Genomic DNA, 23,195 nt, shown 5'->3' with positions numbered 1-23,195 from the left:
CTGTGGCGATGGTAGAGCAGATATGGAACAGCAATCCAGCGCCCTCAAGGTGATGGTGATCGATGATTCGAAGACGATTCGCCGCACGGCCGAAACGCTGCTGAAGAATGTGGGCTGTGAAGTCATCACCGCGGTCGACGGTTTCGAGGCCCTGGCCAAGATCGCCGACAACCACCCGGGCATCATTTTCGTCGACATCATGATGCCGCGGCTCGATGGCTATCAGACCTGCGCGTTGATCAAGAACAACAGCGCGTTCAAGTCCACGCCGGTGATTATGCTGTCCTCCAAGGACGGTCTGTTCGACAAGGCCAAGGGTCGCATCGTCGGCTCTGACCAGTTTTTGACCAAGCCTTTCAGCAAGGAAGAGCTGCTGAGCGCGATCAAGGCCCATGTGCCGGGGTTCGCCGCAGTAGAACAAGCACATTGAGGTTCGGCCAGCGGGCCGCACGCCTATTCGTATGGGGAAGACCATGGCTCGTATTCTGATCGTCGATGACTCGCCGACTGAAATGTACAAACTGACCGGCATGCTGGAAAAGCACGGCCATGAAGTCCTGAAGGCCGAAAACGGCGCCGACGGCGTGGCCCTGGCGCGCCAGGAAAAGCCCGACGCGGTCCTGATGGACATCGTCATGCCCGGCCTCAATGGTTTCCAGGCTACCCGTCAGTTGACCAAGGACGCGGAAACCAGCCATATCCCGGTGATCATCATCACCACCAAGGATCAGGAAACCGACAAGGTCTGGGGTACTCGCCAGGGCGCCAAGGATTACCTGACCAAGCCGGTCGACGAAGACACCCTGATCAAGACCCTGAACAACGTCCTGGCCGGCTGACCGCCCGCGCCATGGCCGAGTCGCAAACCGCCTTCGAACTGCTGCTCGAGATCGACCAGCGCTGCCGCCTGCTGGCAGCCGACCTGCCTTCCCAGGAAACCCGCCAGCACGGCTGGAGCGGTATCGGCTTTCGCATCGGCGAGCATTGGTATGTGGCGCCGATGGGCGAAGTCAGCGAAGTCCTGCACGAGCCCCGTTACACCCTGCTGCCCGGGGTCAAGCCCTGGGTGAAAGGCGTGGCCAACCTGCGCGGACGGCTGCTGCCGGTCATGGACCTGTGCGGGTTCTTCGGCCATGAGCTGTCGGCCCTGCGCAAGCAGCGGCGGGTGCTGGTGGTCGAGCACAAAGAGGTGTTCGCCGGCTTGATGGTGGACGAGGTGGCCGGCATGCAGCACTTCGAGCAGAGCAGCCTGGAAACCGCGGCCAGCGCTAGCGAACAGGGCGCCATCACGCCGTACCTGCGGGGGTATTTCCCGTGCGAGCAGGTCTGGTGGGTATTCAGTCCCTTCGCCCTGGCGCAGTCGCCGGGGTTCCTGGATGTGGCGCTGTAGGCGCGAGACCTGCTCGCGATGAATATTGCGCGATGAACCTGCAGGACCGCGCCGTCCATTGTGCGGGCAACAGAACAACCGGAATTCAGGTGTGCAGATGCTAAAAGCCAACCCAGGCAAGCCAATGGAAGGATCGCGCAGCCGCTCGCAGATCATCGTGCTGTTCATCGCCCTGATCGTGTTCATCATGCTGCTGTTCGCCAACTTCGCTTACCTCAACACCCAGGCCACGTACGACAAGCAGTACATCGGCCACGCCGGCGAGTTGCGGGTGCTGTCCCAGCGCATTGCCAAGAACGCCACGGAGGCCGCCGCGGGCAAGGCCGCGGCCTTCAAGCTGCTGGGCGATGCGCGCAACGATTTCGCCCAGCGCTGGGGCTACCTGAAAAAAGGCGACCCGGCCACCGGGCTGCCCGCCGCGCCGGTGGCGGTGCGTCAGGAAATGCGCGCGGTGCAGCAGGACTGGGACAAGCTGCTGCACAACGCCGACGCGATCCTGGCCAGTGAACAGACCGTATTGTCCCTGCATCAGGTGGCCGCGACCCTGGCGGAAACCGTGCCGCAGTTGCAGGTCGAGTATGAAAAGGTCGTGGAAATCCTCCTCCAGCGCGGCGCTCCGGCCGCCCAGGTGGCCATGGCGCAACGCCAGTCGTTGCTCGCCGAGCGCATTCTCGGCGCGGTGAATACTGTGCTGGCCGGCGACGAAAACGCGGTGCAGGCCGCGGATGCCTTCGGCCGTGACGCGGCGCGCTTCGGCCAGGTGCTCAGCGGCATGCTCCAGGGCAACCCGACCCTGAAGATCAGCCAGGTCGAGGACCGCGATGCGCGGGCGCGCCTGACCGAGATCAGCGAGCTGTTCCAGTTCGTCTCCGGCTCAGTGGACGAAATCCTCGAAACCTCCCCCGAGCTGTTCCAGGTCCGCGAGTCGGCGAGCAATATCTTCAGCCTGTCGCAGACCCTGCTCGACGAGGCCTCGCACCTGGCCATCGGCTTCGAGAACCTGGCCGGCGGCCGTTCGCTGGACACCATCGGCGGTTATGTCCTGGGCCTGGCGGCGCTGGCCTCGATCATCCTCATTGGCCTGGTGATGGTCCGCGAAACCAATCGCCAACTGCACGAGACCGCGGAGAAGAACGAACGCAACCAGAACGCGATCATGCGTTTGCTGGACGAGATCGAAGACCTGGCCGACGGCGACCTCACCGTGACCGCCTCGGTGACCGAGGACTTCACCGGTACCATCGCCGACTCGATCAACTATTCCGTGGACCAGCTGCGCGACCTGGTGGCGACCATCAACCTCACCGCCGGCCAGGTCGCCGGCGCGGTGCAGGAAACCCAGGCCACCGCGATGCAACTGGCCGAAGCCTCGGAGCATCAGGCCCAGCAGATTTCCGAAGCCTCCACCGCGATCAACGAAATGGCCCAGTCGATCGATCAGGTGTCGGCCAACGCCGCCGAGTCCTCGGCGGTGGCCGAGCGTTCGGTGGAGATCGCCAACAAGGGCAACGAGGTGGTGCACAACACCATCCACGGCATGGACAACATTCGCGAGCAGATCCAGGACACTGCCAAGCGCATCAAGCGCCTGGGCGAGTCGTCCCAGGAAATTGGCGACATTGTCAGCCTGATCGATGACATTGCCGACCAGACCAACATCCTCGCCCTCAACGCGGCGATCCAGGCCTCCATGGCCGGGGATGCCGGGCGTGGCTTCGCGGTGGTGGCCGATGAGGTGCAGCGCCTGGCGGAACGTTCTTCGGCTGCGACCCGGCAGATCGAGACCCTGGTGCGGGCGATCCAGACCGACACCAACGAGGCGGTGATCTCCATGGAGCAGACCACCTCGGAAGTGGTGCGCGGCGCCCGGCTGGCGCAGGATGCCGGGGTGGCCCTGGAAGAAATCGAAGGCGTCTCCAAGACCCTGGCGGCGCTGATCCAGAGCATCTCCAACGCCGCCCAGCAGCAGACGTCGTCGGCCGGACAGATATCCTTGACCATGAACGTGATCCAGCAGATCACTTCACAGACTTCGTCCGGCTCGACCGCGACGGCCGAGAGCATCGGTAACCTGGCGAAAATGGCCAGCCAGCTGCGGCGCTCGGTGTCCGGTTTCACCTTGCCGGCCAGTCGCGAGCAGACGCCGCGGGACAACCGCTGAGGCCGGAGCACGACTTTGATGGGAATGGTAATGGGTGATCGGCACGACTATGTGGCCCTGGAATGGGTCAAGGGCGAAATTGCCGAAACGCTGAAGCAGGCCCACCAGGCGCTCGATCATCTGGTCGACGAGCCGCAGGCGGTGGAAGCGCTCGAGCAGTGCCTGGACTGTATCCATCAGGTCCACGGCAGCCTGCAGATGGTCGAGTTCTATGGCGCGGCGCTGCTCGCCGAAGAAATGGAAGCCCTGACCCTGGCCCTGCGCGAGCACCGCGTGGCCCAGCGGGACGAGGCGATCTATCTGCTGCGCCAAGCCATCAGCCAGTTGCCGCAGTACCTCGACCGGGTGCAAAGCGCGCGTCGCGACCTGCCGTTGGTGGTGTTGCCGCTGCTCAACGACCTGCGCAGCGCCCGGGGTGAAGGCCTGCTGAGCGAAACCAGCCTGTTCAGCCCGCAGCTGCCGGACCTGCCGGCGCTGGACCAGGCGGCACTGAACCGCCTGGCGCCCCCCGACCTGACCATCCTGCTGCGCAAGCTGCGGCACATGCTGCAAACCGTGTTGGTCGACCTGCTGCGCGAACAGGATGTAAAAAACAGCCTGGGCTACATGGCCAAGGTCTTCGAGCGCCTTCAGGTGTTGTGCCAGAACGCCCCGCTGGGGCCCTTGTGGCAGATCGCCCTGGCCCTGGTGGAAGGTATGGGCAGCGGGGCGATCGCCAACAGCCCGGCGGTGCGCAGCCTGCTCAAGGATGCCGACCGCGAACTCAAGCGTCTCTATGAACAAGGCATCGCCGGGGTCAACCAGGCGGCCCCCGACGAACTGCTGAAAAGCCTGCTGTTTTACATCGCCAAGGCCCGCTACCCCACCGCGCAGATGCAGACCATGAAAGACACCTACGGACTCGATGACGCTTTGCCCGACAATGCGCTGGTCGACCAGGAGCGGGCGCGCATGGCCGGTCCCGACCGCGACGCCATGCGCTCGGTGCTGGCGGCCCTGTGCGAAGAGCTGGTGCGGGTCAAGGAACGCCTGGACCTGTTCGTGCGCAGCGACCGCCAGCACGCGTCGGACCTGGACAGCCTGCTGGCGCCCCTGCGGCAGATCGCCGACACCCTGGCGGTGCTGGGTTTCGGTCAGCCGCGCAAGGTGATCATCGACCAGCTGGCGGTGGTGCTGAGCCTGGCCCAGGGCCAGCGCGAACCGAATGACGCGGTGCTGATGGATGTGGCCGGAGCGCTGCTGTATGTCGAGGCGACCCTGGCCGGCATGGTCGGCCCGGCCGAACCCGAGAGTCGCGAAGAAAGTCGCCTGCCGACCACCGACCTGACCCAGATCCACCAACTGGTGATCAAGGAGGCGCGGATCTGCCTGCAACAGGCCAAGGACCTGATTGTCGACTACATCGACGCCGGCTGGGACCGCGAACACTTGCAGGCGCTGCCGGAGCTGTTGACCCAGGTGCGCGGCGCCCTGGCGATGATTCCCTTGAGCCGGGCAGCGGGCCTGCTGCAAGCCTGCAATGGTTTTGTGCGCGAACACCTGCTGCTGGACCCGCGCCAGCCCGGCTGGCAGCAGCTGGACAATCTGGCCGACGTGATCACCAGCATCGAGTATTACCTGGAGCGCCTGAGCGACGATCCCCAGGCGCCGGGGGAAAAGATTCTCGACGTGGCCGAGCAGGGCCTGGCCGCGCTGGGCTATGCGCCACAAAAGCAGGCACCGGACGAGTGGGTAGCAAGCGAACAGGTGCCGCTGCTCAGCGATGTGCTCGGCCCCAACGAAGCCTTGGTGATGCAGGACCTGCAGGAGCTGGACAGCCCGGAAGTGGTGCAGTCCCTGGCCGATGTGCTGGCCAGCCCGGTCTCGGCGCTCAACCCGCCGGCGCTGGACACGCCGGGCAGCCTGTTGCCGCCGCCGGGCGATGAAGCGCCGGTGGACGACGAGCTGCGCGAAGTCTTCCTCGAAGAGACCGACGAAGTGCTCGATGTGCTGCGCGAGTACCTGCCGCGCTGGGCCGCCGATCCTCACGGCAAGGCGGCGCTGGGCGAAATCCGCCGGGCCTTCCACACCCTCAAGGGCAGCGGGCGGATGGTGCGTGCGCTGGTGCTGGGCGAGTTGGCCTGGGCCGTGGAGAACCTGCTCAACCGGGTCCTGGAACACAGCGTGGAACCAGGGCCGCAGGTGCGGCAATTGCTTGAAGAGGTCGTGCAGTTGCTGCCGGAGCTGGTCGCCGAGTTCGCCGCCCAGGCCCAGCGCCAGCGCGACGATGTCGACCGCCTGGCTGCCCGGGCGCATGCCCTGGCCAAGGGCGACACGGCGTCGCTAGACGGCTTGGCAGACGAGCTCGACCCGCAGTTGCTGGAGATCTTCCGCAACGAGGCCGAAACCCATCTGGAGGGCATCAAGCGCTTTCTCGATCAGGCTGCCGAGCATCTGCCGCTGCAGGCCAGCGACGAATTGCAGCGCGCCTTGCACACCCTTAAGGGCAGCGCCTACATGGCCGGCGTGCTGCCGATCGCCGAGCTGGCGGCACCGCTGGACCTGCTGGCCCGGGAATATCGCGCGCACCTGATGGCCCTGGACCTGGACGAGGTCGAACTGCTGCTGGAAGCCGAAGGCCTGTTTCGCCGCGGCCTGCAACAGCTGGGCAGCGATCCGCTGGCGCCCATCGAAGGCGCCGCCGACCTGATCGAACGGGTCAAGGCACTGACCGCCGAGCGCCTGGAAGCCCTGCTCAACGCGCCCAATACCGGGCTGCGGGTCAAGCGCGATGCGCAGTTGATCAGCAGCTTCCTGGCCCAGGGCATGGACATCCTGCTGGATGCCGAAAACCTGCTGCGCCGCTGGCAACAGCACCCCGGCGAGCGCCAGGAACTCAGCGCCCTGCTGGACGAGTTGACCACCCTTGGCGAAGGCGCGCACCTGGCGGACCTGCAGCCGATGGATGAGCTGTGCGAAGCGCTGCTGGACCTGTACGGCGCCGTGGAAGAAAGCAGCCTGGCGGTGGGCGAACGGTTTTTCCATGAGGCGGAAAACGCCCACGAAGCCCTGATCAACATGCTCGACGAACTGGCCGCCGGCCAGGAAATCAGCCCGCAACCGGCCATGGTCCGGGCCTTGCGCGAACTGCTCGAGGAAAGCCTCGACCCTGCGGCCATGGGCCTGATCCGCAGCGACGGCAGCCGCACCCTGAGCATCACCGACCTGGCCAGTGCCACCGCCGAGATGGAGCAGAGGGCGCAGATCGAGGTGGAGGAGCCGGACGATGAAATCGTGGCGATCTTCCTCGAAGAGGCGATGGATATTCTCGAAAGCGCCGGCCAGGCCTTGCAGCGCTGGCTGGCCGATCCGGACAACGGCGCGCCGCTGTCTTCCCTGCAGCGCGACCTGCACACCCTCAAGGGCGGTGCGCGCATGGCTGAAGTCGGCCCGGTGGGTGACCTGGCCCAGGAACTGGAAAACCTCTACGAAGGCCTGGTGGATCGCCGTTACCAGCATGGCGAGGCCTTGGTCGACCTGCTGCAACGCAGCCATGCGCAACTGGCGCTGCTGTTGCAGCAGTTGCAGGCGCAGCAAGCGCTGAGCGACCCCAAGGCGCTGATCGAAGCGATTCGCGGTTTTCGCCAGCGCAGCGGGGTCACCAGCGAGGTGCCCGAGGCCGCGGTGACCGACGATTCGGCGGCCCACGATCCGGAGCTGCTGGAGATCTTCCTCGAAGAAGGCTTCGACATCCTCGACAGTTCGGGGGCGGCGCTGACGCGCTGGCAGGCCGAGCCGGCCAGCCGCCAGGAAGTGGAAACCCTGCTGCGCGACCTGCACACCCTCAAGGGCGGCGCGCGCATGGTGGAGATCGTGCCGATCGGCGATCTGGCCCATGAACTGGAGTTTCTCTATGAAGGCCTGTCCGCGGGCCTGCTGCAACCGAGCCCGGCGCTGTTCGGCCTGTTGCAGAAAAGCCAGGACCGCCTGGCGCAGATGCTCGACGCCGCCCGCGCCGAGCAACCGATCAAGCCGGCCGACAGCCTGATCGAGGCGATTCGCGGCTTTACTCATCCGGCCCAGGCCGAAGCGCCGCCTCTGTTGCTGCCCGACCTTAGCCCGCCGAGCAAGCCCGAACCGCCGGTGGCGCAGGCGGAAGCGGCGGTGGCCGGGGATATGGTCAAGGTCTCGGCCGAGCTGCTGGACGACCTGGTCAACCTGGCCGGGGAAACCTCGATCTTCCGCGGGCGCATCGAGCAACAGGTCAACGATGCGCGGGTGGCCCTGAGCGAAATGGAAACCACCATCGAGCGTATCCGTGACCAGTTGCGCCGCCTGGACACCGAAACCCAGGGGCGGATTCTCAGCCGCCAGCAGGTCGAGGCCGAGCGCCTGGGCTACGAGGAATTCGACCCGCTGGAGATGGACCGCCATTCGCAGTTGCAGCAACTGTCGCGGGCCCTGTTCGAGTCGGCGTCCGACCTGCTCGACCTCAAGGAAACCCTGGACCGGCGCAACCAGGACGCGGAAAACCTGTTGCAGCAGCAAGGGCGGGTCAATACCGAATTGCAGGAAGGCCTGATGCGCACACGCATGGTGCCGTTCGAGCGCCTGGTGCCGCGCCTCAAGCGCATCGTCCGCCAGGTGGCCGAGGAGTTGGGCAAGGATGTCTCGTTCAGCGTCGGCAACGCCGAGGGTGAGATGGACCGCAACGTGCTGGAGCGCATGGTCGCGCCCCTGGAGCACATGCTGCGCAACGCCGTCGACCATGGCCTGGAGTCCGCCGAGGTGCGGCGCGCCTCGGGCAAGCCGGAGCAGGGGCGGATCACCCTGGACCTGTCCCACGAAGGTGGCGATATCGTTTTCGACATGCGCGACGACGGCGCCGGGGTGCCGCTGGAGGCGGTGCGGCGCAAGGCGATCAAGCGTGGCCTGCTCGCCCCCAATGCCGAGATCAGCGACCGTGACGTGCTGCAATTCATCATGCAGCCGGGGTTTTCCACGGCGGAGAAAATCACCCAGATTTCCGGGCGCGGGGTGGGCATGGACGTGGTCCATGAAGAGGTGCGCCAGCTCGGCGGCTCGATGACCATCGACTCGATCCCGGGGCAGGGCGTGCATTTCCGCATCCGCCTGCCGTTCACCCTGTCGGTCAACCGCGCGCTGATGGTGCAGTGCCTGGAGGAGCAGTACGCGATCCCGCTGAACACCATCGAGGGCATCGTGCGGGTGCTGCCCAACGAACTGGAAAGCCATTACCAGCTCGACCCGCCCCATTACGTATACGCCGGCCAGCGCTATGAGCTGTGCTACCTCGGCGAGCTGCTGCACACCGTGGCCCGGCCGAAGCTGCTGGGGCAGAGCCTGCCGCTGCCGGTTCTGCTGGTGCATTACAACGAGCACCGGATCGCCGTGCAGGTGGATGCCATGGCCGGCACCCGGGAGATTGTGGTCAAGAGTCTGGGGCCGCAGTTCGCGGCGGTGCAGGGGCTGTCCGGCGCGACCATCCTCGGCGATGGCCGGGTGGTGCTGATCCTTGATCTGCTGGCGCATATCCGCGCCCTGCAAATGCGCTTGCCGGCGCCGCGCATGGCGGCTGGCGATGAAGTGAGCGTCGAGGTCGAACCATTGCGGCCGAGGCTGGTGCTGGTGGTCGACGATTCGGTGACGGTGCGCAAGGTCACCAGCCGCCTGCTGGAACGCCACGGCATGAACGTGCTGACCGCCAAGGACGGGGTCGATGCCATGGCGTTGCTGCAGGAGCATACCCCGGACCTGATGCTGCTGGACATCGAAATGCCGCGCATGGATGGCTTCGAGGTGGCGATGCAGGTGCGCGCCGACCCGCGCCTGCACCAGCTGCCGATCATCATGATCACCTCGCGCACCGGGCAGAAACACCGCGACCGGGCCATGGCCATCGGCGTCAACGACTACCTCGGCAAGCCTTACCAGGAGTCGGTGCTGCTGGAGAGCATCGCCCAGTGGAGCAGACCCCATGCATGACTATCGCGCCAGCTTCCTCACCGGGCTGCTGCTGCCCCTGGCCGACCGCACCCTGATCCTGCCCAACGTCGCGGTGGCCGAATTGATCGACTATCAACGCGGCGAGCCGGCCAGCGACGCGCCACCCTGGTACCTGCGCTCTGTTGCCTGGCGCGACCGCCAGCTGCCGCTGATTAGCTTCGAGGCCGCTTGCGGCCAACCCCTGGCCATTGGCGAGCGCGCGCGCATCGTCGTGCTCAATACCCTGGGCGGTCGCGAGCGCCTGAAGTTCATCGCCCTGGTGATCCAGGGCATCCCGCGCTCCTGCCGGCTCGACAGCCAGCTGAGCTATGTCGACGTGCCGCTGTGCCGGCTGGAGAAGGCCGCGGTGCAGGTGGGGGAGCAGGTGGTGAAGATTCCGGATTTGTTGGGGTTGGAGGAGATGCTAGTGAAGGCGGGGTTGTCCTAGATCCTTTCGAGCGGCTTGATCGGTCCCAGAAAGGGACCGATCGGTCCCTATTTGGGACTGATGGGGGCAACTATGTTGGGCGACGTAGCCTCTGGTTTTTGGTGTGACATCGGACCTGTAGGAGCGAGCTTGCTCGCGATGGCGCCCATCCTGGCGCTGCATTTTTTGGACGGGGTGCATATCCATTCCTGCGGTAACGGCGGCTGGCGGTTTCGCCCTTACGGCGAGTCACTTTTTTTCAAACGCCAAAAAAAGTAACCAAAAAACGCTTGCCCCTGCGTACGGCCTTCGCTGCGCTCAGGTTCCCTCGCTCCGGCGTCCATCAGGGGGCATCGACTCCGGTCGGCTTCGCTTCGACCTCCATACGATGTCCTCGACTGCGTCGAGGGGCGCTGCGCGCCATCCCCCTGATGAACACCTCCACTCGGCCTCCCGATGGGGCGGGTAGATCAAGATCAAAAGCTGGCGCTGGCGCGACCTACCGGTCGGCGCAAACCCTGTAGCCGCTGCCGAGCCTGCGAGGCTGCGTACGAGGACGTAGTCCTCGCCAAACCTGGCGACGCGGTCTATCGGGAGAAATGAGGTGTCTGCTTTTGCGCCCGCTTCGCGGTCGTGCGCAGCCTCGCAGGCTCGGCAGCGGCTACATGCAGTGTCCGGAGGTGTTAGCGGGCATTTCAGCCGTAGAGAGTGGCAACAGTTTGCCGGTTGCTGGGGCGGATATCAGGCTCCATAGTCCGGGCTGTCGCCGACGCATCGGCGACCGATCTTAGCCGGTCGAAACAAGTTAATGGATGCATCAGTGCCCCGTATAATACCGAGCGCTTGTCGCTTGGCATTTGCTATGGCGGCTGTGCGCGGGACACCTTCGGGTGTGTCGGGCTTCCATTCTTGTCCCGGCCGGCTAACCCGCGCCCAGCTGCCACCTATTTTGTTTAGCCGCAAAGGGTGGTTGCTCTACACAAGATGGAGAAACACCCATGACGGACTTCATCCCGCTACACAGCAATCTCACCACCACCCCCGTGCTTTACCTCAACCCCAACGCCCCGGCATCCGACCTGCACGGCTGTGCCGTCCAGCGCGTCAAGGCCACCCGCGACCTGATGCACAGCCTCAACTGCCTGAGTCTCAAAGGCGTAAACGACCAGGACCTGCACCACATCGTCAATGCAGCCCATCTGCTGTTGCAGGATGGCTGCGATGCGTTGGATGCGTTGCAGTGGCGGATCGAGGCTTAAGCGCAAGGTTGTTTATGGGGCGTAGGCGCGATGGCCTGCGCCCTTGATCATTACCCTCACCGTAACGATCCATCACTCTGCTTGATTGATGCCATGCCTCCTGCGCTCCTAAGGTAGCGGCCACGACAGCGAACCCGTGGAGTGAGCATGACAACAATAATATCCCCCGACTCGCGCTGGACGCGGCGGCGCGCTGAAAAGCAGCGGCGTCTCGAGCAGGTGCGGGGTCTCGCCGATGGCGCGGTGTTGCCCACCGACAAGATAGTCGCGGCGCTGGAGGCGTTGATTCTGCCTGGCGACCGCGTGGTGCTGGAGGGCAATAACCAGAAGCAGGCGGATTTCCTGTCGCGCTCCCTGGCCAAGGCCGACCCGGGCCGCCTGCACGACCTGCATATGATCATGCCCAGCGTCGGCCGCTCGGAGCACCTGGACCTGTTCGAACGCGGCATCGCCCGCAAGCTCGACTTCTCCTTCGCCGGCACCCAGAGCCTGCGCATCAGCCAGTTGCTGGAAGACGGCCTGCTGGAAATCGGCGCGATCCATACCTACATCGAACTCTATGCGCGGCTGGTGGTGGACCTGATCCCCAACGTGGTGCTCTCGGCCGGGTTCATGGCCGACCGCGCGGGCAACATCTACACCGGGCCGAGCACCGAGGACACCCCGGCGCTGATCGAGCCGGCGGCGTTCAGCGATGGCATCGTCATCGTCCAGGTCAACCAGCTGGTGGACGACGTCAGCGAGCTGCCGCGGGTGGATATCCCGGCCTCCTGGGTCGACTTCGTGGTGGTGGCCGACAAGCCGTTCTACATCGAGCCGCTGTTCACCCGCGACCCGCGCCATATCAAGCCGGTGCACGTGCTGATGGCGATGATGGCGATCCGCGGCATCTATGAAAAACACAAGGTCCAGTCGCTGAACCACGGCATCGGCTTCAACACCGCGGCCATCGAGCTGATCCTGCCGACCTACGGCGAATCCCTGGGCCTGAAAGGCAAGATCTGCCGCAACTGGACCCTCAACCCCCACCCGACCCTGATCCCGGCCATCGAAAGCGGCTGGGTGCAAAGCGTGCATTGCTTCGGCACCGAACTGGGCATGGAAAATTACATCGCCGCGCGGCCGGATGTGTTCTTCACCGGGCGCGACGGCTCGTTGCGTTCCAACCGGATGTTCTGCCAGCTGGCCGGCCAGTACGCGGTGGACCTGTTTATCGGCGCGACCCTGCAGGTCGATGGCGACGGCCATTCCTCCACCGTGACCCGCGGCCGCCTGGCCGGCTTCGGCGGCGCGCCGAACATGGGCCACGACCCCCGTGGCCGGCGCCACGGCACCCCGGCCTGGCTGGATATGCGCCACGACGACTCGCAACAACCGATGCTGGAGCGAGGCAAGAAGCTGGTGGTGCAGATGGTCGAGACTTTCCAGGAAGGCGGCAAACCCACCTTCGTCGAAACCCTCGACGCCGTGGAAGTGGCGAAGAAAAGCGGCATGCCCCTGGCGCCGATCATGATCTATGGCGACGACGTCACCCACCTGCTGACCGAGGAGGGCATCGCCTACCTGTACAAGGCGCGTTCCCTCGAAGAGCGCCAGGCGATGATCGCGGCGGTGGCCGGGGTGACTGCCATCGGCCTGCGCCACAATCCGAAAGACACCGCGCGGATGCGCCGCGAAGGCCTAATCGCCTTGCCCGAAGACCTCGGTATCCGCCGCACCGACGCCAGCCGCGAGCTGCTGGCGGCGAAAAGCGTCGCCGATCTGGTGGAGTGGTCGGGTGGCCTGTACAACCCGCCCGCCAAGTTCAGGAGCTGGTAAATGCACGCCTTCAACCTGCAAAGCAAACCCCTGAGCCTGGCCGAGCGCCTGGCGGACCTGGCAGTGGACGCGCTGATCGACGAAGCCGACCTGTCGCCGAAACCGGCCCTGGTCGACCGTCGCGGCAACGGCGCCCATAGCGATCTGCACCTGGGGCTGATGCACGCCTCGGCGCTGTCGCTGTGGCCGGCCTTCAAGGAAATGGCCGATGCCGCCAGCACGTTCGGCACGGTCGGCCTGCCCCTGCGCGAAGCCCTGGGCCGCATTGGCCGTGAAGGCGAAGCGGCGATGCTTGCTACGACTCACGGGGTGAACACTCATCGTGGCGCGATCTGGGCCCTGGGCCTGTTGGTGGCCGCCGCCGCGCTGCAACCTCAGGCCAACAGCGCCGGCGCCCTGTGCCTGCGGGCCGCGCGCCTGGCGCTGCTGGACGACCGTTACGCGCCACGGCCCCTCAGCCACGGCGCGCAAGTGGCGCTGCGCTATGGCGTGCGCGGCGCCCGCGAAGAAGCCCAGCTGGGTTTTCCGGCGGTGCTGCAACGGGGCCTGCCGCAACTCGAACGCAGCCGTGCCCAGGGGCATGGCGAACAGAACGCCCGGCTCGATGCGCTGCTGGCGATCATGACCGGCCTGGCCGATACCTGCGTGCTCTATCGCGCCGGCGAGGCGGGCCTGCGGGCCATGCAACAGGGGGCCCAGGCGGTGCTCGACGCCGGCGGCAGCGCCAGCCTGGCCGGGCGTCGCCGCCTGCATGAGCTGGACCAGTGCCTGGTGGCCTTGAACGCCTCGCCCGGTGGCGCCGCGGACTTGCTCGCGGCCTGCCTGTTGATCGACCGGATCGCCTCCGGCGCCGCCTTCATCCAGGGAGCAGTGTGATGGAAACCTTGTCTTTCGAATTTCCCGCCGGGCAACCCGCCCGGGGCCGGGCGTTGGTGGGCTGTGTCGGCTCGGGCGACCTGGAGGTGCTGCTCGAACCCGGGCAGCCCGGCAAGCTGAGCATTCAGGTGCAGACCTCGGTCAACGGCAGCGCGTCGCGCTGGCAGCATCTGTTCGAGCGCATGTTCGACGGCCAGACACCGCCGGCCCTGAGCATCGACATCCATGATTTCGGCGCCACCCCGGGCGTGGTACGCCTGCGCCTGGAGCAGGGCTTCGAGGAGATCGGCCATGACTGATAGCGCCCGTTTGCTCAACAAACACAGCTTCGTCGAACTCGGTGCCCGGCAGCGCGCCAAGGCCCTGCTCGACGCCGGCAGCTTTCGCGAGTTGCTCGACCCGTTCCAGCGCGTCATGTCGCCGTGGCTGGCGCGCCAGGGCGTGGTGCCCCAGGCCGATGACGGGGTGGTGATCGCCAAGGGCCGCATCGACGGCCTGCCGGTGGTGATCGCCGCCATCGAAGGCGCGTTCCAGGGCGGCAGCCTCGGCGAGGTCGGCGGGGCGAAGATTGCCGGCGCCCTGGAGCTGGCGGCCGAAGACAACCGCAAGGGCATTGCTACCCGCGCCGTACTGCTGCTGGAAACCGGTGGCGTGCGCCTGCAGGAAGCCAATCTCGGGCTGGCGGCGATTGCCGACATTCACGCAGCCATCGTCGACCTGCGCCAGTACCAGCCGGTGATAGGCGTGGTGGCCGGCAGCGTCGGCTGTTTTGGCGGCATGTCGATTGCCGCCGGGCTGTGCAGCTACCTGCTGGTGACCCAGGAGGCGCGCCTGGGCCTCAACGGTCCGCAGGTGATCGAGCAGGAAGCCGGCCTCGAGGAATATGACTCCCGCGACCGGCCCTTTATCTGGAGCCTGACCGGCGGCGAGCAGCGTTTCGCCAGCGGCCTGGCGGACCGCTATGTGGCCGACGACGTGGCGCAGATCCGCCAACAGCTCGGCGAACTGCTGGCCCAGGGCCTGCCCAGCGCGCAACGCAGCCGGCAGGCCGAGCTGTACCTGCAACGCCTGGCCCGGCTGGACAGTCACCCACAGATCGACCCGGCGACGGTTCGCCAGCTGTATCGAGGAGACCGCTCATGAGTGCTTATTCCCTGCGGGGCCTGCATTGGTTCACGGCCCTGAGCGCGGGTGCCGCCCCGGTAGCGGGTTTGCCGGCCTCGTTGAAGGTGGCGGACGCCACCCTGGAGCAGCAACCGGTACGGTTTATCGCCGTGGTCGCCGACCCGGCCAACCCTTTTGTGCGGGCGCGCAATGGCGAGGTCGGCCTGCTGGAAGGCTGGGGCCTGGCCAAGGCGGTGGACGACGCGATCGAGGCCGACCGCGAGCAGAGCGTCAAGCGCGCGCTGATCGCCATAGTCGACGTGCCGAGCCAGGCCTATGGGCGTCGCGAAGAGGCCCTGGGCATCCATCAGGCCCTGGCCGCGGCCGCCGACAGCTATGCCCGGGCCCGGCTGGCCGGGCATCCGGTGATCGGCCTGCTGGTGGGCAAGGCCATGTCCGGGGCCTTCCTGGCCCACGGTTACCAGGCCAACCGCCTGATCGCCCTGCGCGACCCGGGGGTGATGGTGCACGCCATGGGCAAGGTCTCGGCGGCGCGGGTCACCCTGCGCAGCGTCGAGGAACTGGAGGCCCTGGCCGCCAGCGTGCCGCCCATGGCCTACGACATCGACAGCTATGCCAGCCTCGGCCTGCTCTGGGAAACCTTGTCGGTCAGCCAGATCGAACAGCCGAGCGCCGACGACCTGACCCTGGTGCGGCAATGCCTGGGCCAGGCGATTGCCGATGTGCGCACCCACGGCCGCGATCTGTCGGGACGCCTGGGGGCCAGCAACCGCGGCGCTTCCAGCCGGGTCCGCCAGCTGTTGCGCGAGCAATGGTGAGCGCCATGACCAGCGCCTTGCTGCCCCATGACCTGCTGTGGGGCCTGTCCTCTCGGCAGTTGCCCGCCGATGCCCCGGCCTGGGCGGTGGCGGCCATGGCCGCCGGGCAACCGGTGGTGGTGCGACGCGCCTTGACCGCGCCCGGGCAGGTGGCGGTGGGCGTGCGTGGGCGGCTGCGGGAACAGCGCTACGGGACGCTGATGGCGGTGACGGCCATCGAGCGCCGGGTGCGGCCGGAAGAGCTGCGTTATGCCGAGTCGGATCGGGCCTGGCCAGCACTCCAGGCACTGGCTCGGTTGCGTGAACCTCTGGATGCCCTCGGCCTGGCCTGGGGTGTCAGCGGCAGCGCCGGTTTTGAACTGGCCAGTGGTGTGCCGGCGCTGCATCGACAGAGTGACCTGGACCTGATCCTGCGCACTGCCCAGCCCATGGCCCGGGCCGAGGCCCGGGCGTTGCTGGCGCTGCTCGACGCCGCCGTCTGCCCGGTGGACCTGCAATTGCAGACACCCAACGGCGCCGTGGCCCTGCGCGAGTGGGCCGGGACATCGGCGCGGGTGCTGCTGAAAAGCGCCAGTGGCGCGCGTCTGGTCGGCGATCCGTGGCAGGCCCTGGAGCAGGTGGCGTGAGCAGCCTGCTGGTGTTTCCGGGCCAGGGCGCGCAGCAGCCGGGGATGCTGCATCGGCTGCCGCCCAGCGCCCTGGCCGAGGCCTGCCTGCAACAGGCGAGCGAGGTCCTGGGCGAGGATGCCCTGGCCCTGGATTCGCCCCAGGCCCTGGCGACTACCCGGGCGGTGCAGTTGTGCCTGCTGATCGCCGGCGTGGCCCATGCCCGGGTGTTGCTGGAAAACGGGCCGGGCGCGGATTACGTGGCGGGCCTGTCGATCGGGGCCTACCCCGCCGCGGTGGTGGCCGGCGCCCTGGATTTCGGCGATGCGCTGCGTCTGGTCAGCCTGCGCGGCGAGCTGATGCAGCAGGCCTACCCACAGGGTTATGGCATGACCGCGATCGTCGGCCTGCAACTGGCGACGGTGGAGGCCTTGCTGGCCCAGGTGCACAGCCCGGACAACCCGGTGTACCTGGCCAATATCAATGCCGATAGCCAGGTGGTGATCGCCGGCGGCGATGCCGCCATGGCCCAGGTCGCCGAGCTGGCCCGCGGCTGCGGGGTCGGCGTGGCCAAGCGTCTGGCGGTCAGCGTGCCGTCCCATTGCCCGCTGCTGGAGCAGCCGGCCCAGGCCCTGGCCGAGGCGTTCGCCAGGGTGGCGTTGCAGCCGCCGCGCCTGGGTTACCTGAGCGGCAGCCGCGCGCGGCCGCTGCGTACGCCGGAGCAGTTGCGCGACGACCTGGCGTTCAACATGTGCCGGGTGGTGGATTGGCGCGGCACCGTGCAAAGCGCCTACGAGCGCGGCGTGCGGCTACAGATCGAACTGCCGCCCGGCGCGGTGTTGACCGCTCTGGCGCGCCGGGTGTTCGAGCAGGGCACCGTGATGGCCTGCGACGGGGCCCGGCTCGACACCTTGCAAGCGCTGTTGCGTGAGGAGGGAAACCGCCAACCCTAGACACCGACTCAAGCTGGCGAAGCACAAGAACAACAACTTCGACGATGCACTTTGAGGACTACAACAATGATTATTTACGGTGTGGCGCTGCTGGCGATCTGTACGCTGGCAGGGGTGATTATCGGTGACATGCTCGGCGTCCTGCTGGGGGTGAAATCCAACGTCGGCGGTGTCGGCATCGCCATGATCCTGCTGATTTGCGCGCGGCTGTGGATGCACAGGCACGGCGGCATGACCAAGGACTGCGAGATGGGCGTCGGCTTCTGGGGCGCCATGTACATCCCGGTGGTGGTGGCCATGGCCGCGCAACAGAACGTGGTGACCGCCCTGCACGGTGGCCCAGTGGCGGTGTTGGCGGCCATTGGTTCGGTGGTGCTCTGTGGTTGCACCATCGCCCTGATCAGCCGCACCAACAAAGGCGAACCGTTGCCGGACGAACCGGACGCTGTCGCCCCTGGTGCCGCTCCGGCAGGGGGACGTTGATATGTGGGATCTGATCGAGAAAGGCCTGGAACACAACGGCCTGGTCACCGCCTTCGCCTTCGTCGGCGTGATCATGTGGGTCTCGGTGCTGCTGTCCAAGCGCCTGACGTTCGGCCGGGTGCACGGCTCGGCCATCGCCATCGTCATCGGCCTGGTGCTGGCTTGGGTTGGCGGTACGATCACCGGTGGGCAAAAGGGCCTGGCGGACCTGGCGCTGTTCTCCGGCATCGGCCTGATGGGCGGCGCGATGCTGCGCGACTTCGCGATTGTCGCCACGGCCTTCGAGGTCCAGGCCACCGAGGCGCGCAAGGCCGGGATGATCGGCGCCATCGCGCTGTTTCTCGGCACGGTGCTGCCGTTCATTGTCGGGGCGAGCATCGCCTGGGCCTTCGGCTATCGCGATGCGGTGAGCATGACCACCATCGGCGCCGGCGCGGTGACCTACATTGTCGGCCCGGTGACCGGGGCGGCGATCGGCGCCAGCTCCGATGTGGTGGCGCTGTCCATCGCCACGGGACTGATCAAGGCGATCCTGGTGATGGTCGGCACGCCCATGGCGGCGCGCTGGATGGGCCTGGACAACCCGCGTTCGGCGATGGTCTTCGGCGGCCTGGCCGGCACCGTCAGCGGGGTGACCGCGGGCCTGGCGGCGACCGACCGGCGCCTGGTGCCCTACGGCGCGCTGACCGCGACCTTCCATACCGGGCTGGGTTGCCTGCTCGGGCCTTCGTTGCTGTATTTCATCGTGCGCGGGTTGGTGGGGTAGGGCCTCCTGGCCTCATCGCGGGCAAGCCTCGCTCCTACAGGTGATTGCATACCTCTGTAGGAGCGAGGCTTGCCCGCGATAGCGTCTTTATGACCCCCGCGAATACATCCGGCACTCCGCCAAGAGCGCCAGCAGGTTCGGGTCGCGCTCCTTGGCCTTGAGGAACACCACGCCGATATGCTGTTGCAGCCGATAGCGCGCCTGCAGCGGAATCAACTTCACGCGGTTTTCGTACACCGCGGCAATCCTTCCCGGCAGCAGGGCATAGCCCACCCCCGAGCTGACCATGCTCAGCAGGGTGAAGATGTCGTTGACCTGCATCGCCACCTTCGGCTCGAACCCCGCCTGCTTGAACACCCGCACCCCGTCCTGATGGGTGGCGAAGCCCTGGGTCAGGGTGATGAAGGTCGCGTCGCGCACATCGCTGAGGTCGACTTCCGCCTGCCGGGCGAACGGCGAGTCGGCCGGCGTGGCGAGGAAGATATCGTCGGAAAACAGCGGGATCTGCTCGCAGTCCGGGTCGCTGACGCTGTCGTCCAGGGACACCAGGATCGCGTCGACCTCCATGTTCTTCAGCTTGTACAGCAGGTCGATGTTGGAGCCCAGGATCAGGTCGATATTCAGCTCGCTACGGCGCAGCTTCAGGCCCATGATCAGCTGCGGCACGGTCTTCACCGTCAATGAATACAACGAGCCGAGCTTGAAGCGTTCCGCCGAGAAACCAGCGGCTTCGCGGGTCAGGCGCACGCTTTCGAGTACGTCCTGGATCAGCTTCTGCGCCCGTTCTTCTAAGACGAAGGCGCTTTCCAGCGGCGTCAGGTTACGTCCTTCATGCTTGAACAGCGGGCAGCGCAGGGCGCTTTCCAGGGAGTGAATGGCCCGGTGCACGCTGACATTGCTGGTCTGCAACTCGGCGGCGGCGCGTGCCAGATTGCCGGTGCGCATGAACGCCAGAAACACTTCGAGCTTTTTCAGGGTCAACTCTTCATCGATCAGCATGATGGGCGCTCTTATTCGAATGCTTCGATTGTGCCTGCCGGGTCATGACTTGGCTGGAGGTTTTTTCGTCCATGGCTTTATTTGGAAACATTGCGCTTTCAGGCTACAGGCCTGAGCCTTGCGCAGATTTTCGCCTTGGGAGGTGAGTGGCACATGTATCACGGGGAAAGACTCAACGCCTGGACGCATCTGGTGGGCGCGATTGCGGCACTGGTCGGGGGGATCTGGCTGGTGGTGCTGGCCAGCCTCGACGGCAGCCCTTGGAAAATCGTCAGCGTGGCGATCTACGGCTTCACCTTGCTGGTGCTGTACAGCGCCTCGACCCTGTACCACAGCGTGCGCGGGCGGGCGAAAAGCATCATGCAGAAGGTCGATCACTTCTCCATCTACCTGCTGATCGCCGGCAGCTATACGCCGTTCTGCCTGGTGACCCTGCGCGGGCCCTGGGGCTGGACGCTGTTCGGGATCGTCTGGGGGCTGGCGCTGATCGGCATCCTGCAGGAGATCAAGCCGCGCTCCGAGGCGCGCATCCTGTCCATCGTGATCTACGCGGTGATGGGCTGGATCGTGCTGGTGGCGGTCAAGCCGCTGCTGGCGGCCCTGGGCCCCGCCGGCTTCGCCTGGCTGGCCTCGGGCGGGGTGCTCTACACCGTGGGCATCATCTTCTTCGCCCTCGACAGCCGTTTGCGCCATGCTCACGGGATCTGGCACCTGTTCGTGATCGCCGGCAGCCTGCTGCACTTCGTGGCGATCTTGTTCTACGTGCTCTGATCGGCGAGCGCGTGATCGTTCATCGCGAGCAAGCTTCGCTCCTACAACGGGTAGCGTACATCCCTGTAGGAGCGAAGCTTGCTCGCGATTAAGGCCCGGCAGGGCCGCCTCAATCCCCGGTCATCAACCGATCCAGCTGCTCCTGCGCCCGGCCACCGAAGATCTCCAGCAGGCTGCTCAAGGTGTGCGGCAGGGCCTCCGCCGCGCGGGTCACGGCATACAGGGTGATCGGCAGCGCCGGGGTCAGCGGGCGAATCGCGGTGCTGGCGGGCGAGGCGCCGAGGGCGGTGAAGGGGTCGATCACCGCCAGCCCGGCCCCGGATTCGACCATGGCCCGGGCCAGGGAGTAGGTCTGCACAGCGATGCTGACCCGCGGCGCCGGTTCCACGGCTTTCAGGTAACCGTCGAGTTTCGCCGCCAGAGGGTCGGCGCTGGACAGGCCGATCAAGGGCGCCCCCGCCAGCTCCATCAGCGGCAGCGGCGTGCCCCTGGCCGCCTGGGGCCAGTAATCCAGCGGCGCCAGCGCCACCAGCACCCCGCTGGCCAGGGCCTGGGCGGTCAGCCCCGGATGATCCGGGCGTTGCAGGGTCAGGGCCACATCGATCTCGCGCATCAGCAGGTTCTGCACCAGCTCGCGGCTGTGGGCGCTGGACAGCTCGCAGACGATGTCCGGGTAGCGCCGGGTCCACTGGTTGATGGCCGGCGGCAACAAGGACAAGGCCAGCGCCGGCGTGGCGCCGATCCGCAGGCTGTGGCCCGGCTCGCGACGCAGGCTCTGGGCCAGGCGCCGTACCCCTTGCAGGCTTTCGCTGACCTTGTCGACCTCGCGCTCCAGCTCCAGGGCTTCCGGGGTGGCCTGCAACTTGCCCTTGACCCGCAGGAACAGCGGGAAGCCCAGCTGCTGCTCGGCGTGCTGCAAGACCTTGGTCACCGCTGGCTGGGAGACGTGCAGCAGTTGCGCCGCGCCGCTGATCGAGCCGGTCTGGCGGATGGCCTGGAAAATCTCGATATGGCGCAGTCGCATGATGGGTCCATAACCTTTGTTTATGGGTGGTCCATCTTTATTCATTGTCCCGGGCCTGTCACCTGGTCCTAACCTGAAGCCCGCTCAACAAGGCTTTAAGGACTGACATGGCACAGCGGGTTTGCATCATCGGCGGCGGGGTCATTGGCCTGGCCAGCGCCTACGCCCTGGTTCACGAGGGGTTCGACGTCAGCCTGGTGGAGGCGCGCGACGCCTTCGCCAGCCAGACCAGCTTCGCCAACGGCGGCCAGCTGTCGTACCGCTACGTGGCGCCGCTGGCCGATGCCGGCGTGCCCTGGCAGGCCCTGGGCTGGATGCTGCGTGGCGACTCGCCGCTGAAGCTGCGCCTGCGCCTGGACCCGGCGCAGTGGCGCTGGATGGCCGGGTTCCTGGCGGCCTGCCGCGGCTCGGTCAACCGCCGCAACGGTGCCCATCTGCTGCGCCTGGCGCTGCTGAGCCAGGCTACCTTGCAGAGCTGGCGCGAGGAGGACCGGCTCGACGGTTTTCACTGGCGGCGCAACGGCAAGCTGGTGACCTTTCGTGAAACCACGAGCTTCGAGCACGCCCGCCACGGCCTGGCCGATCCGCGCCAGCAGCAGGTGCTGTCCGCTGGTGAATGCACGGAACTGGAGCCGACCCTTGGCGGCGCGCCCTTTGTCGGCGGCATCTTCACCCCGGACGAAGAAGTGGCCGACTGCCACGCCTTCTGCCAGCAACTGGTGGCGCGGTTGCAGGCTTCCGGCCGTTGCCAGCTGCTGACCGGGCGCCAGGTCACCGGTATTCGTCAGGCCGGCGGCCAGGTGCAGGCCATCGAGCTGGGCGACGAGGTGCTGGCGGTGGACCAACTGATACTCGCCGCCGGTCATCGCAGTGGCGAACTGGCGTTGCCCGGGCTGAAGCTGCCGCTGTATCCGCTCAAGGGCTACAGCCTCAGCGTGCCGATCGGCGCGGGGCACCGGGCGCCGGAAATCAGCATCACCGACTACAACCGCAAGATCGTCTACGCGCGGATCGGCCAGCAGCTGCGGGTGGCGGCCATGGTCGATATCGTCGGTTTCGACCCGGCCCTGGACCCCAAGCGCCTGGCCCTGATGCAGCGCCAGGCCCGGGAAACCTTCGCCAATGCCGGTGACTACGATGCCGCCATCGAGTGGGCCGGCATGCGCCCGGCGACTCCCAGCGGCGTACCGCTGATCGGCGCCACCGGCTACCGCAACCTGTGGCTCAACCTCGGCCACGGCGCCCTGGGTTTCACCCTGGCCTGTGGCAGCGGGCGCCTGCTGGCCGAGCTGATCGGCCAGCGCCGCACTTCCATCGACATGCAGGGGCTCGCGCCCCATGCCGCCTGATTTCTTTCACGTACAAGGAGCTGTCCCATGACCATCCAGCGTCTCCACAGCAATGACCGCCTTAGCGCTGTCGTGGGTTTTGCCGATCTGCTGTTTCTCTCCGGCCAGGTGCCGGGCCAGGCCACCGATGCCGCCGGCCAGACCCGCGAAGTGCTGGCAAAGATCGACGCCTTGCTGGCCGAGGCCGGCAGCGACAAGGATCATCTGCTCAGTGCGACCCTCTACCTGAAAAACATCCAGCAGGACTTTGCCGCGATGAACGAGGTCTGGTCGGCCTGGCTGTCCCCAGGCCAGGCGCCAAGCCGCACCACCGTGCAGGCCGCCCTGGCGCGCCCGGACATCCTGGTGGAAATCACTGTCATCGCGGTTCGCCGCTAACGCCTTCA

At 66.4% G+C, this 23,195-nt stretch carries 21 protein-coding genes; 19 read left to right on the top strand and 2 right to left on the bottom strand.

Features of this window, described 5'->3' with window-relative positions:
* The first annotated feature begins 22 nt into the window (after nucleotides 1-22).
* The 16 genes from pilG to madM all read left to right on the top strand — a co-directional run bounded on the left by pilG (nucleotide 23) and on the right by madM (nucleotide 18,666).
* Nucleotides 23-430: a twitching motility response regulator PilG gene (pilG, locus tag C4K27_RS29035; RefSeq protein ID WP_007929962.1), complete on the top strand. Its 408-nt coding sequence runs from the start codon at nucleotides 23-25 to the stop codon at nucleotides 428-430.
* Nucleotides 431-473: 43 nt separating this feature from the next.
* Nucleotides 474-839, top strand: a complete 366-nt coding sequence (gene pilH, locus C4K27_RS29030) for a twitching motility response regulator PilH (RefSeq protein ID WP_007953328.1) — start codon at nucleotides 474-476, stop codon at nucleotides 837-839.
* Nucleotides 840-850: 11 nt separating this feature from the next.
* Nucleotides 851-1,390 carry a chemotaxis protein CheW gene (locus tag C4K27_RS29025; protein ID WP_053262977.1) on the top strand — a complete coding sequence of 180 codons (540 nt, stop codon included), beginning with the start codon at nucleotides 851-853 and terminating at the stop codon, nucleotides 1,388-1,390.
* Between the two features lie 97 nt (nucleotides 1,391-1,487).
* Entirely contained in the window at nucleotides 1,488-3,551 is a 2,064-nt protein-coding gene (locus C4K27_RS29020; protein WP_053262976.1) for a methyl-accepting chemotaxis protein, read from the top strand.
* 30 nt (nucleotides 3,552-3,581) lie between these two features.
* Nucleotides 3,582-9,536 carry a hybrid sensor histidine kinase/response regulator gene (locus tag C4K27_RS29015; RefSeq protein WP_053262975.1) on the top strand — a complete coding sequence of 1,985 codons (5,955 nt, stop codon included), beginning with the start codon at nucleotides 3,582-3,584 and terminating at the stop codon, nucleotides 9,534-9,536.
* Nucleotides 9,529-9,984: a chemotaxis protein CheW gene (locus tag C4K27_RS29010; RefSeq protein ID WP_007929955.1), complete on the top strand. Its 456-nt coding sequence runs from the start codon at nucleotides 9,529-9,531 to the stop codon at nucleotides 9,982-9,984. Before C4K27_RS29015 ends, C4K27_RS29010 begins: the two co-directional genes overlap by 8 nt.
* Nucleotides 9,985-10,961: 977 nt before the next feature.
* The gene (locus C4K27_RS29005; protein ID WP_053262974.1) at nucleotides 10,962-11,222 is read left to right on the top strand and encodes a hypothetical protein; all 261 of its coding nucleotides are present in this window, start codon (nucleotides 10,962-10,964) and stop codon (nucleotides 11,220-11,222) included.
* A gap of 147 nt (nucleotides 11,223-11,369) precedes the next feature.
* A complete protein-coding gene (gene mdcA / locus C4K27_RS29000; protein WP_053262973.1) occupies nucleotides 11,370-13,040 on the top strand; it encodes a malonate decarboxylase subunit alpha in 1,671 nt (556 codons plus the stop codon).
* Nucleotides 13,041-13,916 carry a triphosphoribosyl-dephospho-CoA synthase gene (locus C4K27_RS28995; protein WP_053262972.1) on the top strand — a complete coding sequence of 292 codons (876 nt, stop codon included), beginning with the start codon at nucleotides 13,041-13,043 and terminating at the stop codon, nucleotides 13,914-13,916.
* Complete coding sequence (locus C4K27_RS28990; protein WP_007932573.1) at nucleotides 13,916-14,215, top strand: malonate decarboxylase subunit delta; 300 nt, start codon at nucleotides 13,916-13,918, stop codon at nucleotides 14,213-14,215. Before C4K27_RS28995 ends, C4K27_RS28990 begins: the two co-directional genes overlap by 1 nt.
* Nucleotides 14,208-15,059, top strand: coding sequence for a biotin-independent malonate decarboxylase subunit beta (locus tag C4K27_RS28985; RefSeq protein WP_053262971.1), 852 nt, complete (start codon nucleotides 14,208-14,210; stop codon nucleotides 15,057-15,059). The genes C4K27_RS28990 and C4K27_RS28985 overlap by 8 nt, the downstream gene beginning before the upstream one ends.
* Nucleotides 15,056-15,859 (top strand): biotin-independent malonate decarboxylase subunit gamma, encoded by an 804-nt coding sequence (gene mdcE, locus C4K27_RS28980; RefSeq protein WP_053262970.1) that lies wholly within the window; start codon nucleotides 15,056-15,058, stop codon nucleotides 15,857-15,859. The genes C4K27_RS28985 and mdcE overlap by 4 nt, the downstream gene beginning before the upstream one ends.
* 5 nt (nucleotides 15,860-15,864) lie before the next feature.
* On the top strand, nucleotides 15,865-16,485 hold the full coding sequence (locus C4K27_RS28975; protein ID WP_053263271.1) for a malonate decarboxylase holo-ACP synthase: 621 nt from the start codon (nucleotides 15,865-15,867) through the stop codon (nucleotides 16,483-16,485).
* Nucleotides 16,482-17,417, top strand: coding sequence for a malonate decarboxylase subunit epsilon (mdcH, locus tag C4K27_RS28970; protein ID WP_053262969.1), 936 nt, complete (start codon nucleotides 16,482-16,484; stop codon nucleotides 17,415-17,417). Before C4K27_RS28975 ends, mdcH begins: the two co-directional genes overlap by 4 nt.
* Before the next feature lie 66 nt (nucleotides 17,418-17,483).
* Entirely contained in the window at nucleotides 17,484-17,900 is a 417-nt protein-coding gene (gene madL / locus C4K27_RS28965) for a malonate transporter subunit MadL (protein ID WP_053262968.1), read from the top strand.
* A gap of 1 nt (nucleotide 17,901) precedes the next feature.
* Complete coding sequence (madM, locus tag C4K27_RS28960) at nucleotides 17,902-18,666, top strand: malonate transporter subunit MadM (protein WP_025807207.1); 765 nt, start codon at nucleotides 17,902-17,904, stop codon at nucleotides 18,664-18,666.
* An 87-nt stretch (nucleotides 18,667-18,753) separates the two neighbouring features.
* Here the strand turns inward: madM and C4K27_RS28955 are convergent, their stop codons facing one another.
* Nucleotides 18,754-19,665: a LysR family transcriptional regulator gene (locus C4K27_RS28955; protein WP_053262967.1), complete on the bottom strand. Its 912-nt coding sequence runs from the start codon at nucleotides 19,663-19,665 to the stop codon at nucleotides 18,754-18,756.
* Nucleotides 19,666-19,818: 153 nt separating this feature from the next.
* On the opposite strand from C4K27_RS28955, the gene trhA reads away from it, so the two are divergent.
* Nucleotides 19,819-20,436: a PAQR family membrane homeostasis protein TrhA gene (gene trhA, locus C4K27_RS28950; protein WP_053262966.1), complete on the top strand. Its 618-nt coding sequence runs from the start codon at nucleotides 19,819-19,821 to the stop codon at nucleotides 20,434-20,436.
* A gap of 109 nt (nucleotides 20,437-20,545) precedes the next feature.
* On the opposite strand, the gene C4K27_RS28945 is transcribed toward trhA, so the two are convergent.
* Nucleotides 20,546-21,460: a LysR family transcriptional regulator gene (locus C4K27_RS28945; RefSeq protein ID WP_009051293.1), complete on the bottom strand. Its 915-nt coding sequence runs from the start codon at nucleotides 21,458-21,460 to the stop codon at nucleotides 20,546-20,548.
* A gap of 107 nt (nucleotides 21,461-21,567) precedes the next feature.
* On the opposite strand from C4K27_RS28945, the gene C4K27_RS28940 reads away from it, so the two are divergent.
* Both C4K27_RS28940 and C4K27_RS28935 read left to right on the top strand, forming a co-directional pair.
* On the top strand, nucleotides 21,568-22,809 hold the full coding sequence (locus C4K27_RS28940) for a D-amino acid dehydrogenase (RefSeq protein WP_053262965.1): 1,242 nt from the start codon (nucleotides 21,568-21,570) through the stop codon (nucleotides 22,807-22,809).
* A 27-nt stretch (nucleotides 22,810-22,836) separates the two neighbouring features.
* Nucleotides 22,837-23,187 (top strand): RidA family protein, encoded by a 351-nt coding sequence (locus tag C4K27_RS28935; protein ID WP_007932539.1) that lies wholly within the window; start codon nucleotides 22,837-22,839, stop codon nucleotides 23,185-23,187.
* Nucleotides 23,188-23,195: the final 8 nt, after the last annotated feature.

Source organism: Pseudomonas chlororaphis subsp. chlororaphis (assembly GCF_003945765.1).
In the GTDB taxonomy this organism is placed as follows: domain Bacteria; phylum Pseudomonadota; class Gammaproteobacteria; order Pseudomonadales; family Pseudomonadaceae; genus Aquipseudomonas; species Aquipseudomonas chlororaphis.
Note: the sequence above shows the minus strand (reverse complement) of the source record. Positions and strands in the feature narration are given on the sequence as shown.

Excerpts from the sequence above, each read along its gene's own strand:
- pilG (WP_007929962.1), top strand. The coding sequence starts at position 23 with ATGGAACAGCAATCCAGCGCCCTCAAGGTGATGGTGATCGATGATTCG.
- pilH (WP_007953328.1), top strand. The coding sequence starts at position 474 with ATGGCTCGTATTCTGATCGTCGATGACTCGCCGACTGAAATGTACAAA.
- C4K27_RS29025 (WP_053262977.1), top strand. The coding sequence starts at position 851 with ATGGCCGAGTCGCAAACCGCCTTCGAACTGCTGCTCGAGATCGACCAG.
- C4K27_RS29020 (WP_053262976.1), top strand. The coding sequence starts at position 1,488 with ATGCTAAAAGCCAACCCAGGCAAGCCAATGGAAGGATCGCGCAGCCGC.
- C4K27_RS29015 (WP_053262975.1), top strand. The coding sequence starts at position 3,582 with ATGGGTGATCGGCACGACTATGTGGCCCTGGAATGGGTCAAGGGCGAA.
- C4K27_RS29010 (WP_007929955.1), top strand. The coding sequence starts at position 9,529 with ATGCATGACTATCGCGCCAGCTTCCTCACCGGGCTGCTGCTGCCCCTG.
- C4K27_RS29005 (WP_053262974.1), top strand. The coding sequence starts at position 10,962 with ATGACGGACTTCATCCCGCTACACAGCAATCTCACCACCACCCCCGTG.
- mdcA (WP_053262973.1), top strand. The coding sequence starts at position 11,370 with ATGACAACAATAATATCCCCCGACTCGCGCTGGACGCGGCGGCGCGCT.
- C4K27_RS28995 (WP_053262972.1), top strand. The coding sequence starts at position 13,041 with ATGCACGCCTTCAACCTGCAAAGCAAACCCCTGAGCCTGGCCGAGCGC.
- C4K27_RS28990 (WP_007932573.1), top strand. The coding sequence starts at position 13,916 with ATGGAAACCTTGTCTTTCGAATTTCCCGCCGGGCAACCCGCCCGGGGC.
- C4K27_RS28985 (WP_053262971.1), top strand. The coding sequence starts at position 14,208 with ATGACTGATAGCGCCCGTTTGCTCAACAAACACAGCTTCGTCGAACTC.
- mdcE (WP_053262970.1), top strand. The coding sequence starts at position 15,056 with ATGAGTGCTTATTCCCTGCGGGGCCTGCATTGGTTCACGGCCCTGAGC.
- C4K27_RS28975 (WP_053263271.1), top strand. The coding sequence starts at position 15,865 with ATGACCAGCGCCTTGCTGCCCCATGACCTGCTGTGGGGCCTGTCCTCT.
- madL (WP_053262968.1), top strand. The coding sequence starts at position 17,484 with ATGATTATTTACGGTGTGGCGCTGCTGGCGATCTGTACGCTGGCAGGG.
- madM (WP_025807207.1), top strand. The coding sequence starts at position 17,902 with ATGTGGGATCTGATCGAGAAAGGCCTGGAACACAACGGCCTGGTCACC.
- C4K27_RS28955 (WP_053262967.1), bottom strand. The coding sequence starts at position 19,665 with ATGCTGATCGATGAAGAGTTGACCCTGAAAAAGCTCGAAGTGTTTCTG.
- trhA (WP_053262966.1), top strand. The coding sequence starts at position 19,819 with ATGTATCACGGGGAAAGACTCAACGCCTGGACGCATCTGGTGGGCGCG.
- C4K27_RS28945 (WP_009051293.1), bottom strand. The coding sequence starts at position 21,460 with ATGCGACTGCGCCATATCGAGATTTTCCAGGCCATCCGCCAGACCGGC.
- C4K27_RS28940 (WP_053262965.1), top strand. The coding sequence starts at position 21,568 with ATGGCACAGCGGGTTTGCATCATCGGCGGCGGGGTCATTGGCCTGGCC.
- C4K27_RS28935 (WP_007932539.1), top strand. The coding sequence starts at position 22,837 with ATGACCATCCAGCGTCTCCACAGCAATGACCGCCTTAGCGCTGTCGTG.